5 protein-coding genes are annotated in these 13,838 nt (G+C 66.7%); 1 reads left to right on the top strand and 4 read right to left on the bottom strand.

Annotated elements, in window-relative coordinates; all coding sequences use genetic code 11:
* Positions 1-2 precede the first annotated feature (2 nt).
* Positions 3-1,367, bottom strand: coding sequence for a dipeptidase (locus CH271_RS27530; protein ID WP_094635612.1), 1,365 nt, complete (start codon positions 1,365-1,367; stop codon positions 3-5).
* A gap of 61 nt (positions 1,368-1,428) precedes the next feature.
* The gene (locus tag CH271_RS27535; RefSeq protein ID WP_256986571.1) at positions 1,429-2,820 is read right to left on the bottom strand and encodes a hypothetical protein; all 1,392 of its coding nucleotides are present in this window, start codon (positions 2,818-2,820) and stop codon (positions 1,429-1,431) included.
* A gap of 380 nt (positions 2,821-3,200) precedes the next feature.
* Between CH271_RS27535 and CH271_RS27540 the strand changes: the two genes are divergently transcribed.
* Entirely contained in the window at positions 3,201-3,842 is a 642-nt protein-coding gene (locus tag CH271_RS27540) for a TetR/AcrR family transcriptional regulator (RefSeq protein WP_371828451.1), read from the top strand.
* A 77-nt stretch (positions 3,843-3,919) separates the two neighbouring features.
* Here the strand turns inward: CH271_RS27540 and acpS are convergent, their stop codons facing one another.
* Together acpS and CH271_RS27550 are read right to left on the bottom strand one after the other, a co-directional pair.
* Positions 3,920-4,312, bottom strand: coding sequence for a holo-ACP synthase AcpS (gene acpS / locus CH271_RS27545; RefSeq protein ID WP_008715184.1), 393 nt, complete (start codon positions 4,310-4,312; stop codon positions 3,920-3,922).
* Entirely contained in the window at positions 4,312-13,611 is a 9,300-nt protein-coding gene (locus CH271_RS27550; RefSeq protein WP_094635614.1) for a type I polyketide synthase, read from the bottom strand. The genes acpS and CH271_RS27550 overlap by 1 nt, the downstream gene beginning before the upstream one ends.
* Between the last annotated feature and the right edge of the window lie 227 nt (positions 13,612-13,838).

Raw genomic sequence — 13,838 nt, forward strand, 5'->3', positions numbered from 1 at the left:
CCTCACTCGTCCGAGACGGCCAACCGCTGCAGGAACAACGCCTCCGCGACGGCCATCTTCTCGATTTCCGTCGGGTCCACGCTCTCGTTGGGAGCGTGGACCCGGCACCGAGGTTCCTCGACGCCCATCAGCACGATTTCGGCGTCCGGCAGCACCTGAGCCAACGCGTTGCACAGCGGAATGGACCCGCCCTGCCCCGCCGTCCCCATGGTATGCCCGAAGGCCTCCTCCAACGCCTCGGACAGCGCCGCGTAACCCGGCCCGTCGGTTCTGGCCCGAAACGGCGACCCGATCGCCTCACGCTCGACGGTGACCCGCGCATTCCATGGCGTACGCGCCTCCAGGTGAGCCACCAACGCATCCTGAGCCCGCTGCGGTTCCATTCCCGGCGGCACCCGCAAATTGAGCCGTGCCGACGCACGAGGCGAGATCGCAGCAGCCGAACCCACGACCGGTGGGCAGTCGATCCCCAGAATCGTCAGAGCAGGCCGCGCCCACACCGCCTCGGCCACCGAGCCCGAACCCGCGAGCCCGACGCCATCGAGCACGCCGGCATCGGCACGGAACTGCTGGGCGTCGTACTCGACCCCGTCCCAGGTCTGCGTTCCGTCCAGTCCGTCGACCACGGTGTCGCCCTGCTCGTTCCGCAACGTCGAGAGCACCTGCACCAACGCGGCGAGAGCATCGGGCGCAGGCCCGCCGTACATGCCCGAGTGCACTTCTCCGGCAAGGGTTTCCACATGCACTACGACGTTGGCGATACCGCGGAGCGTGGTGGTGACCGTCGGCAGACCCACCTTCGCGTTGCCGGTATCGGCGATGACCACCATGTCTGCCGAAAACAGTTCGGGGCGCTGCTCCACGAGCGCTTCCAACCCGCCGGTGCCCATCTCCTCCGAACCCTCACAGACGATCCGCACGCCGACCTCGAGCGACTCCCCCAGCGCCCGTAGCGCCAGCAGATGCATGATCACATTGCCCTTACAGTCCGCCGAACCCCGCCCGTACCAACGACCGTTCCGTTCGGTCAGATCAAAAGGCTCGGTTTCCCAGAGTGATCCGTCACCCGGAGGTTGAACGTCGTAGTGCGAGTACAGCAGAACGGTCGGCGCTCCCGCGCGAGCCGGCCGCGAACCGACCACCGCCAGAGAGCCGTCGATCGTCTCGATCAGTTGGACGTCGGGAATGCCCGCGTCGACGAAGGCCCGTTGCACCCACTGCGCCGCACCCGTGCATTCCTCGACCGGAAACTGCCGGGGATCGTGCACCGAGGCGAACCGGACCAACTCGGCCAACTCCGATTTCGCTCGGGGCATCTGCGATGCGATTGCAGATCGAACGTCGACGGGTCGCGCATCGGCGGGCATGAATCCTCCAAACGAGAAAATGACAGACGGGCCGTAGCAAGTCTGTCATCACTCGTCACCGTCAGCCGCCGGAGAACTCCTGCTCGAACCACTGCCCCGTCTGTTGCCAGTGCCGGTCCCACGCTTCCTGCTCGAGCTGTTCGGGTGACTTGCCCGGCTCAGGAACGGGAACAGGAACGGTGAACTGCGGAGGATCCACCCTGGTCGGTGCAGGTGCCTGCTGCGGGGCGTCGGCAGCCGGACGCGGCGGATCCTGCGTTGTCCAGGCCTGGGTCGTCGGTGCAGGCTCGACAACTGTCGATGCGTCCACTGTCGGGGGAATCGTCGCGAGCGGCGGCACAACGGCGGGCACCGGCGGCACCACCACCGCAACGGGATCGGACGTCGTCGGATCCGCCTGTCTGGTTGCCCCCGCCAGATCCGCACCGGCATCGCGTCGATCGACGCTCTGCTCTGCAGTCGTCTCGGATTCACCCGGCAACGTCGCAGCGACCGCGACACCTGCGGAGAGCACCCCGGCCAGCAGCACTGCGGCGAGCACGAGCTTGCGTCCGGATCCTGCCGACCGGGCCGGCTTCGCGCCTGCAACCGAAAGCACTGCGGGCACCGGAAGCGGCGTTACCGCCGTGTCGAGATCCGCAGCCTTCGTTACCTCGACGGTCTCCTCGGCCTCGGGTTCGGCGTCCGCAATTTCGGCGTCGGCAATCTCGGCATCGGCCTCGTCGGCTGCTACGACCTCGGCGTCCACGGCGTCGACCGGCGTCGAGTCGGCGATCGCCGATGCAGCCGGCGCAGCGGCCACCACTGCCGGCTCGTCCCGATGTGCCAGCAGCGCAGCTCCTCGCGCCGCGACCTGGTCCGCAGCACCCACGCGTACGACGGCAACGCCGAGCCCGAGGGACAGGATGTCGACCAGGTCTCGACTACTCGACGAGTCACCGAACAGGGCCACGAACTCGGGCTTCTTGCCGGATTGATCCACCACTTCCCACGCCAGTGGAATGGTGCTGCCGATTCGCTCGGGCGACATGGAGTCCAGCGCAGCAGTCTTCGCCGAAGTGATCGAGGCGTCGGCTGCGTCGGCGAGAGAGATGGAGACGCCCGCCTCGCCCATGTAGTACAGAAGGACGGTCTTCGCGTCGGCGAATTCCTTCGAGGTTGCGAGCCAGCCGAGGAACGACTCGGACGCGGACGACAGCACTGCGGATTCGTCCCCCAGGGCTGCTGCGAACTCGGCGCGCTCGGCTTCGGTTCGATACACCACGCCCACTGCGTCGACGTCGGCGTCGAGGGTCGCGGCCTCGGCACGCATGATCTCGATCGCTTCGGTCAGTACAGTGGCCGCGTCTGGGTCGAGTGGCGTCGTCCGATCGGCGAGAACCTCGCCTGAGGCCGGCTCGACAAGAATCGTCTGCATCGAGCCAGATTCGATCGCTATACCAATGGTTGCCATGGCAGTCTCCCTGTGCTCAGGGTGGAGGCACCCGACCATGAACGTCATCCAGCGGATCCGAACGACGATCACCCTGCACGGAATTTGATTCTGTTACCTAAACCATACCTGTTGACGGTTAAATTGGTCCAGATCCGTCTTGGAGTTTGTCACAGCAATGGGAACCAGCAATTGTCGTCGACCCCAGGTTTCTTCGAAACCTCCGGCTGAAACCCACGTCTCCGACCCGGAACCGGAGACTGCGGACGTGACCTACCGGACCGTTGTGGATAACGAGCGCTCTCGCCGGATAGCCTGACCGGGTGGAATCCTCTGCTCGTGCCCAGTCCTCGCGCCGTCTCGACGCCGCGCTCGAGTCGACGGCACAGACTCAGGAGCTCATGCCGCGACGACGTCCAACCCAGGAGCGGAGCCAGCGCAAGTTCGATGCGCTGCTGCAGGCCTCACGCGAGCTGCTCAGTGACGTGGGTTTCGAGTCGTTCACCTGCGAGGAAGTCGCGTCGCGCGCCGAACTCCCGATAGGAACGCTGTACCAGTTCTTCGCCAACAAGTACGTCATCGTCTGCGAGCTCAACCGCCAGGACCTCGTGGGGGTGCAACAGGAACTCGCCGAGTTCGACGGCGAGGTCCCATCTCTGGATTGGGTGCGGTTCCTCAACAACTTCGTCGACCACATGGCCGGCATGTGGATGACCGATCCGTCTCGCCGTGAAGTGTGGCTCGCCATGCAGTCGACACCGTCGACGCGCGCAACCGGGGTGATTCACGAGCGGGAGTTCGCCGAGCAGGTCTCGCGCATGCTCGGACCGCTGACTCCCCGCACGCCTCGGCATCGCCGCAACCTCATGGCCCAGGTGTTGGTGCACATCGTCTACTCGATGCTCAACTTCTCCGTGCAGGACGGCCAGAGCCACGAGGACGCCGTCGCCGAGCTCAAACGCATCATGATGGCCTATCTGCTCGTCGCAGAGAAAGAGAGCAGGCGTTCCGGTGGCTCGGCGAGCGAGAACGAGCAAGGCTGAGCAACCCGAGCCCGCACAGACGAAAGGCCCGCCCGATCACCTGGATCGGACGGGCCTGACTCGTTTTCGGAGCGAACTCACTCCTCCAGAATTGCCACCGCGGCGGCGATGTCGCCGTCGTGCGTGAGCGACAGGTGAATCTTCACCGTCGGCAGGAACTCCTGCGCCATCCCGTGCAATTTGATGGACGGCCGGCCCCACGCATCGTTGACGACCTCGATCAACGGATACGGGTTGTCACCGATCTGCGGCGGCCGAGCGAATCGCGATGTCGCCCATGCCTTCAGCACTGCTTCCTTGGCGGCCCACCGTGCTGCGTAGTGGCGGGTCGGGTCGGAACTCTTCGTTGCGGCATGACGCCGCTCGCCCGCGGTGAAGCTGTCGCGGATCATCGTCGTGCCGACCTTCTCCATCTGCTCGGCGAAGTCGGACACCGTCACCAGGTCGAAACCCACTCCCAGGATCGCCATCAGATGGCACCCGGCAGACCGGAGGAGTAGACATCGCCCTCGCCGAGGCGAGCGGACTCGTTGAGCAACACGTTTGCCTCCAGTTCGCGTGACGCCTTGGCCGGCGTCCCGTCGTGTCCGAGCCGTCGATCGTCGGGCCGCTCGTAGAGGGAGTCTCCTCCCACCATCGCGGAGATCAGCCTGCGCTGACCGGCGATTCGGCGCTCGTTCGCCTTGGTGATGTACTCCGCACGCCGTTCCGCCGGAACGGCCTCGAGGAATGCCTGCGGGTGCACCAGAGCGATGAGTCCGGACACGTGACCGAACCCGAGGGAGGTGAGCAAACCTGCCTTGAGCGGCACCGAGTCACCGAAGCGCAGCGGCTCCCGTGCCCACACCAGATGCTCGAACGCAGTCATCTTGTCGTCGACGCAGTCGAGGCTGCGGTTCGGCGGGATGACGCCGTTGGCCAGCACCTGGCACAGGCCGATCAGCTGCCAGGCAGCCGCTCCACCCTTCGAGTGTCCGGTGAGGCTCTTCTGCGAGACGACGAACAACGGAGCGCCGTCCGAACGGCCGATGGCCTTGGCGAGGCGAGTGTGCAGTTCCGCCTCGTTCGGGTCGTTGGCTGCAGTGGACGTGTCGTGCTTGGAGATCACGGCCACGTCGTCTGCACTGACACCCAAGGCGTTCAGCGAGAGCGCGAGCGCCGAATCCTTGCCGCCGCGACCGGCACTGAGCGCGCCGAGTCCCGGAGCCGGGATGGACGTGTGCACTCCGTCGCCGTACGACTGTGCGTAGGCCACCACTCCGAGGACCGGCAGGCCCATCTCGAGTGCCAGGTCTCCGCGGGCGAGCAGGATCGTTCCGCCGCCGTGGGATTCGACGAATCCACCGCGCCTGCGGTCGTTGGCCCGGGAGAACCGTCGATCGCTGATGCCCTTGGCGGTCATCGCTGCCGAGTCCGCGGTGGCCGACATGTCACCGAAGCCGATGATGCCTTCGGTGCTCAGGTCGTCGAAGCCGCCGGCGACCACGAGCTGAGCCTTGCCCAGCTTGATCTTGTCGACGCCTTCTTCGACGGAGACGGCCGCGGTCGCACAGGCGGCGACGGGGTGAACCATCGCGCCGTAGCTACCGATGTACGACTGAACCACGTGCGCAGCAACGACGTTCGGCAGAGCTTCCTGCAGGATGTCGTTCGCACGAGCGTCGCCGAGCAAGGTGTCGATGTACAGCGAGCGCATCGATTCCATGCCACCCATGCCGGTGCCCTGCGTGTTGGCCACCAGCGTGGGGTGCACCCAGCGCATCAGTTCCGACGGATTGAAGCCCGAGGAGATGAACGCGTCGACCGTGGTGACGATGTTCCACAGTGCGACACGGTCGACCGAGCTGGCCATGTCGGGCGAGATGCCCCACTTGGTGGGATCGAATCCGGTCGGAATCTGCCCACCGACGGTGCGAGTGAGCTTCATCTTGCGCGGAACGCGAATCTCGGTGCCCGCCTTGCGGGTGACCTGCCAGTCGCTCGAATCCGGGACCGGCGTGATCAACGTGTGCTCGGGATCCGCTGCTGCGAACGACCGGGCATCGATCTCGGTTCCGACCACGAACGTCAGGTCGTTGTCGAGGAAGATCGAGGTCATCAGCGGAGCGGTATTGCCGACCATCGCGCCGTCGTCGCCGTAGGTGCGGATACCGCACTTCTCGACCACGATGTCGTGGTACTTGTCGGCGATGTCCTCCTCGGGCACCAGGTCACCGGACTCGATGTCGTACCAACCCGGCTTGGGATCGTTCTCCCATGCAATCAGGCCGGTGTTCCATGCGAGTTCGAGAACGCCTGCGGCAGAGAGCTGCTCGTCGACCTCCATCTCGAAGCGGGTACGCGCCGAACCGTACGGTCCGAGCTCACCTGCACCGACGATGACGACCAGATCCTTCGGGTCGACATCGAGTGTCGGCCACGCGGGGGCGGTGGTCGACGTCGACAGCCGCGGCGGTGCGGGCAGTGCCGCAATCACCGAATCGTCGGATGCCTCTTCGGTCTTCTCGGCAGCGGCCGCAGCCGCGTCCCGAGCGAGTTCGACGAGATTGAGCTTGGTGCTGGCCAATCCACCGGTGAGATCGACGACGATCGGCTCCTGCGCGGCCTGACGACGAGCGGTAGGCGTGCACAGTTCGAGCAGTTCGGTCGCCATCTCATCGGTCGACCAGGTGCGAACACCCTCGGCCTCGACGGCCTGGACGATGGGATCGTTGCCACCCATCAGGCCGGTGCCACGCACCCACCCGATGTGAGCGTGGGCGATGGACACCCGCTCGGCCCAGTTCTTCTCCGAACCCCATTTGGCGACAACCGCATCCAGTGCAGCCTTCGATTCGCCGTAGGCACCGTCCCCACCGAACATTCCGCGGTTCGGCGATCCCGGCAGCACCACGTGCAGGTGCGTGTCGATGTCGTTGTCGTAGCCGACCTTCGACAGTCCGGTGATCAGGCGCTCGACCGACCAGAGCAGCACGCGCATTTCCATCTCGGCGCGAGCTCCGGCGTCGGACATCTCGCCCATGACCCGAGGTGCGGCGAACGGGAACAGCATCGTCGGTGTGACGCCGGCCTTGACCAGAGTCTTTGCGCCACCGGCAGTGTCGATGAAGTCGCTGCCGATCCACTCGATGAGCGCATCGACGTCGGTGTACGACGCGATGTTGGCCGGAACCACCCAGAGCGACGCTCCGCTGCGTGCGTTGTCGCGGTAGAGACTGCGGTAAAAGCCGAGTCGCTCGTCGTCGAGCCTGGAGGTGGTGACGAAGACCGTCGCTCCCCCGCCCAGCAGCTTGGCGGTCACCGCAGCTGCGATGGAGCCCTTGCTGCCGCCGGTGACCACTGCGACCTCGTCGGCCCACTGACCCTTGTCCTCGGATGCGACCGCGATGTCCGCGATGCGTCCGAAGGTTTCGGCCAGCACTGCCTTGTTCTCGTAGTCGGCCTTGGCCTTCCACCACTGTGCCTGCGACGCAACGGCATTGCCCGCGCCGGCGAAGGACTCGACGGAGATGTCGCCTGCGGTACCGAGCCACAACCTGGCCAGGTCCTCACGGGCGGTGGCCCACCGGTCGTCGATCAGGACGGCGCGCTTGGCGTCGAACGCCGGGGCGACGAGGCGAGGCCAGTCGGATCCCAGCTCGGCCGAGACCAGCTCCACCAGAGCGGCATCGGGATCGTCTGCCAGCAGCGCGTTGGGCGCATCCGCGAGTCCGAGCTGCTCGAGCACCAGCCGGGCAGCGGAGGCGAGGACGCCGTCGCGGCCGGTGATGTGTTCGGTGAACTCACCGAGAGCAGCAGCGTCGACGGTTCCACCGGCTCCGCCGCCTGCCTGCGGCATCGAGACTGCGACGCCGCGACGTGCGGCCACCGCAGCTACTGCCGCATCGATGACGTTGTCGACAGCATTGCCGTCGGCGAGAGCGCCGTCGGCCAGGCCGCCGAGTGCACCGCCGCGGACCGAGGCACCGTCACGGGTGCCGAGTGCGACCTCGGCGGTGACGTGATGCGCCCAGCCGTCGCCCAGTTCCCAAGTCTTCTTGACGCGATCGGCGATCGATGCCGGGCGTCGACCCGAGGGGCCGAAGACCTTGCGGAGGTGATCGTTGATCGAATCGCTGAGTACCGGGCCGAAGGGCTTGTAGGTACGAGCCAGCTTGTTCACCGTGCCGGAGAGCGCGCCCATGTCGGCATCGGCAGCACCGTCGATGGCACCGAGCGAGAGCTCGGAGCCGAGGTCGACGAGCAGCTGATTACGGCGTGAGGACACACCGTCGCACAGTGCCTCGATGGTGTCGGCAGGCCCGATCTGATCGAGCTGCAGCTTGGTCCACAGGCCGATGAGGATCTTGGTCGCATCGGCCGCGACGAACGCGATGTCGTCCGGACGAGGTCCGCCGGACGGTGCTGCTGCCGGTGCGGGAGCCGAAGCCGGAGCTGCAGCCGCCGCAGGAGCAGCGGCCTCCACGGGAGTCGACTCTTCCTCGTCGGCCGGAGCCGGGTCGGTGTCGGTGCCGTAGATGATCGCAGCCTCACGCTCGAGGTTGAGTACCTCGACCGGGTGGCCGAAGCGGCCCGGCAGCTTGAGGGTCTGCGACGCGAGGTTCGCCACGGTCGGGGTTGCCCCCAGGCCGATCTCGACGAAGCGCTCGACGCCCATGCCGCCGTCGGACTCGTCTGCGAACAGCAGGTCCTGGGTTTCGATCCAGCGCACCGGGCTGGCGAACTGCCATGCCAGCAGCTCGGTCAGGATCACCCGGCACAGAGCGCTCGGCCGTGCTGCCCACGAATCGAATTCTGCGAGAACGGTGTTCAGTGGCTCGGACGGAACCAGATCGGCGATCTCCTGGACGAACTCGCGATTCAGCGAGAACGGCTTGGGCACCAGGTTCGGGATGTAGCGCCCCACCAGGATCGCCGGATCGATCTGCTCGGGGAGCAGAGTCTCGAGGCGGTTGCGGAAATCGTCGACTCCGCCGCGCAGCACCGTGGAGTGGAACGGCACGTCGATGCCGGGAACCATGATGTAGGCGGCCTTGCCACCGAACTCGGCTCGGCGGATCGCAATCTTCTTCTCCAGCTCGCCGAGGCCGGCAACCGTGCCTGCGATGGCGTACTGCGAACCGCGCAGGTTGAGGTTGACGATCTCGAGGAACTCACCGGATTCTTCTGCGACACCGGCGACGAAGCCCTGCACGTCCTGGTCGGCCAGGCCGATCTGAGACGGGCGAATGGCTGCCATGCGGTAGTCACTGCGGCCGCTGGCATCACGCGGAACCAGCGCGTGCATGGCCGAACCACGCTGGAAGACGACCTCGAGGACGGCTTCGAGCGGGAGCACACCGGCAACGGCTGCGAGGGCGTTGTACTCACCGACGGAGTGGCCGGCGAGAATCGAGTTCTCCACGAACGCACCGGATTCACGCAATTCGGCAACCTGTGCGACGCCGAGAACGGCCATCGCAACCTGGGTGAACTGCGTCAGGTGCAGCACACCGTCGGGGTGCTTGTGGGTGACACCGCGCGCCTTGAGCGACGTCGGATTGTCTCGCACCACAGCGAGAATGGAGAATCCGAGTGCGCTGCGGGTGTGCTTGTCGGCACGCTCCCACACTTCACGTGCGGCCTTCGAGCGAGCCCGTGCGTCCAGGCCCATGCCCGCACGCTGGATGCCCTGGCCCGGGAAGGCGTAGACGGTCTTCGGCGGAGCGGTACGAGCGGTGGCGACCATGACCAGTTCGCCTGCGACACGGCAGGAGACCTCGATCAGTTCGGCACCCTGGTCGAATCCGGTGCGGTCGACGCGAACGTCGATCTCGGCTCCGGGGCGAACCATGCCGAGGAAGCGGGCGGTCCAGGCGGTGAGGCGACGCGGCGGAGTCTTGGTGTCCGCGTGGTCGACTGCGGTGACCGTCTGCTGCGCAGCGGCCGAGAGCCACATGCCGTGCACGATCGGGCTGCCGAGACCGGCGAGCAGCGCTGCGGCGTCCGAGGTGTGGATGGGGTTGTGATCGCCCGAGACCTGAGCGAACGCAGCCATGTTGCGCGGGGCGACGATGGTTGCCTGACGGCGACGACGACGCGGGGTGTCCTGTGCGTCGGCGCTCACCGAGCCGCCTGCACGAGCCGGGTCGACGAGCTCGCCCTTGCCGGTGCGTCCACGAATGGCGAAGCGCTCCACCAGAGTTGCGACGGCGGGAGCGTCGAGGCCCTCGCCGAGCATGGCACCGATCTCGACGGTGACCTCGACGACGCGGCCGAGGTCGGTGTCGAGCACCTCTCCGGCCGCAGCCTTGACCACGAGAATCGAGGTGTCGGTGGGCAATTCGCCGACCAGATTCACGCTGTGATCGAGGTGCACCAGATCGAGCATGCCTTCGATGACGTCGATGCCTTCGGCGTTACGGGTCGCGCCGAGGACGGCGAAGACGGCGGGCCAGCAGGCACCGACCAGAACGTCGGGAACAGCCTTGCCGCTGACGGTCAGCGAGTCCGGCAGTCCGGAGCCGGTGACGCCTGCGTGATCGGCGATCAGATCGGGGATCCAGGCGATGTTCAGCCGGGCAACGCCGCCCTTGACAGCCGGAAGCTCCTGGCCTGCAGCAACTCCGAGCAGAGCCGACATGGCCTGCTGAGCATCCTGCGCGGTGACGACGGGAGCGCCGCCGTCGATCGTGGAGGCCGGAACCGTCAGGCGGATCCGAACTTCCTTGCCCGGGGCGAGTGGAACCAGCAGCTCCACGTGCTCGGCATCGAGCACGGTCAGCGACGAACCGGTCTGCGGGTGCGCGGCAACCGTCTCGGATTCCACGGTCCATTCGGCCGGATCACCCAGGCGTGCAACGGGGTTCTGCGTCATACGCGAGGCCCACGTGACGTCGGGAGCAGCCAGCACGATGCCCAGCAGTCCGGGCGCGATCTCGGCGTGGCGACGGCTCGCGATGGCTGTGGGCTCGACGCCCTCGGCGAGAAGCTGGTCGGCGGTGGCCTTCTCGAAACGGTTCAGCAGCTCGCCCACGGGCTCGTCGACACGGGTGATGCCCGCGACGGCGACGGTTCCGGGGATGATGCAGACCTGGTCGGCGGAGTAGCGCGCGTCGTGTGCCTGCCACAGCGAGTCACTGCGCCACCAGCGGCGCACATCACCGTCTACGACGGGGACGAAGTTGACCGGCTTGCCTGGCATGCGGCACAGCGAGGTGAAGAAGGTGATGTCGGCCGGGTGCAGAACCACGTCGGCGGCGTCGGGGAACTGTGCGAGCAGCGACTTCAGTGCTGCGCGCGGGCGTTCGAGAACCTCGGCGTCGGCGAACAACGTGGGGATGGGTCCGCGATCGACCGGGTGCAGCCGAGCCTCGGCGCGCTGGAGCATCTCCAGGAAGCGGGTGCGCCAGGTGACATCGAGCCACACCGATTCGCGTGCCTCGGACACGGCATCGGTGAACTCGCCGCCGCAATCGAAATCGCTGCGCGAGTCGGTTCCGATGGCCAGGTCGAGGTAGCGGACGAGCCACTGCTGGTATGTCATCTCGGCGACGTCGCCGAAGAAGGGCTTGGCAGTGCCGTCGAGCGCGGCGATGATCTCGTCACGACGCTCGGCCACGGCGTCGGCGTTGCCGGCGACCTCGTCGAGCAGTCGGCCACACCGCGACGCGGCATTGTCGATCTCGTGAATGTCGGCACCGAGCTGGCTTCGGCCCGAGGCCATTCCGCCGTTCGCGGTACCGGCACCGACCCAGTCGGGGGTTCCGGGTGTGTCGACCAGAAGCTGCTTGACCTCGGGAGCCGTCGTGGCCTCGAGGGTCGCCATCGCTGCAGTGCCGACGAGGATGCCGTCGAGCGGCATCTTCGGGTAGCCGTGCACGGCCGACCAGGTTCCGGTGAGGTACTCGGCTGCCCGCTCGGGTGTGCCGATGCCGCCGCCGACGCAGACGACGAGGTTGGGCCGTGACCGCAGCTCCGCGTAGGTGGTCAGCAGCAGGTCGTCGAGGTCCTCCCACGAGTGGTGTCCGCCTGCGCGGCCGCCCTCGATGTGAACGTTGACCTGGTAGGACGGAACCTCGTTGGCGATGCGGATGACGGCGCGAATCTGCGCGACGGTGCCGGGCTTGAACGAGACGTAGCTGATGCCTGCCTCGGACAGCTCTTCGATGAGGGCCACTGCCTCTTCGAGTTCCGGGATGCCTGCGGTGACGACGACGCCGTCGATGGCCGCACCCGCTGCACGGGCACGCTGCACGATGCGGCGTCCGCCGAGCTGCAACTTCCACAAGTACGGATCGAGGAAGAGCGAGTTGAACTGGATTGCGCGGCCGGGCTCGAGAAGGGTGGAAAGCTCGGCGACACGATCGGTGAAGATGTCCTCGGTGACCTGTCCGCCACCGGCGAGCTCGGCCCAGTGGCCTGCGTTGGCGGCTGCGGCAACGATCTTCGCGTCGACCGTCGTCGGTGTCATGCCGGCGAGCAGGATCGGCGAGCGCCCGGTCATCTTGGTGAACGAGGTCTCGACGACGACGCGGCCGTCGGGCAACGTGACCGGGGTGGGAGCGAACGCGGACCATGCGGGCTGGACCTCGGGAGCAGCTCCCGGGGTGAGCAGATTGCGGTGGCCGCCGCGCGAGGACGCGGCGATGATGCCCACACCCTGTCCACGCAGAGCCGGGGTGGTCATACGGGTGAGCAGGTCGCCCGGACCGAGATCGAGGATCCAGTCGGCACCGGCGTCGACGACACCGTCGATGGCGTCGACCCAATCCACGGAGTCCACGAGGATCTTCTGTGCGAGGTCGCGTGCGAGCTCGACATCGAGTCCACAACGCTGTGCCCACGCGCTGACGAGTTCGACAGCGTCTGCCAGGGCGGGGTGATGGAAGCCGATCTCGACCGGAAGCTGCTCGAAGACCGGGGCGAACACCGCGCCGCCACGCTTCTTGGCGTCGCGTTCGCGCTCTTCCTCGGCAGCAATCTGCTCGCACTTCTCCTGGACGCGGGCCAGCTGGGCCGGCGGTCCCGAGAGTACGACGCGGCGACGGCCGTTGCGGATGGCGAGGGCGGCGGATCGCTCCGGCGCTCCGTCGATCGCGAGTTCGGCGATGATCGCCTGCAGTCGTGCGGGTTCGACGTTGGCAACCGAGACCATCGGCGCGCGGTCTCCGGCACCGATGATGCCGCGGCGGCGGCCGACGAGACCTGCGGCAGCGCCCACGAGCTGGGCGATCGCGAGGAAGCTCGCGTCCTGTGCGCCGTCGGCGGCGACGGATTCCGCGGCGATGAGACCCTGCGAGTGTCCGACGACCTTGACGGGCGGGGTCTGGGCGGGATCGAGTCCCTGCAGCTTCAGCGCGCGCAGTGCTGCGACCTGAGTGAGGAACACTCCGGGAAGCGAGACGGCAGCGGAGGTCAACGCGGCCTCGGACGGTCCGTACGAGCCGGCGGTGTCGTCGTCGGCGAGGTCCTGTTCGAGCATCCAGCCGATCGGGTCGAAGCCGACGGAGCGGACGACCAGCAGCTCGTCGGCAACGGGTGCGAGAGTGACTGCAGCCTCGTTGACGAGATCGGTCAATTCGGGTTCGAGCGCGGAGTCGCGAGCCAGTTCTTCGAGGGAGCTGAGCCACGGTGCACCCTGGCCACCGAAGGCCAGTGCGTACGGCTCGCCCGCGGCGAAACGATCTGCCAGAGTCCGAGAGCCGCCATTGCTTCTAGGGGATTTGTCTGCGTTGCCGGAGCTTCGCGAGCCTCGTCCGTGTGATGGTGTGCTCTCGTTGATCGTCAAGGCTGAAGATTCCTCTCGTGGACGCCTCGGGGGTCGGGGCGTTCGCTGTGATGACTGCCCTGGTGCGTCGTGGGCTACAGGGTCGAAGCGGTGAGCCGGTCTTCGTCGACAGGTCTCTTCCGCGCTGCTCAAGGTTGACACAAAATCATGAGGAAATCCTCAGGTTTGCTCGGACGTCCGAGTGCTACCAGCGAGTACGTCGGTCCAGGCGGCTTTACTTTTTGTTT

The organism is Rhodococcus sp. 05-340-2, assembly GCF_002258915.1.
GTDB lineage: Bacteria > Actinomycetota > Actinomycetes > Mycobacteriales > Mycobacteriaceae > Rhodococcoides.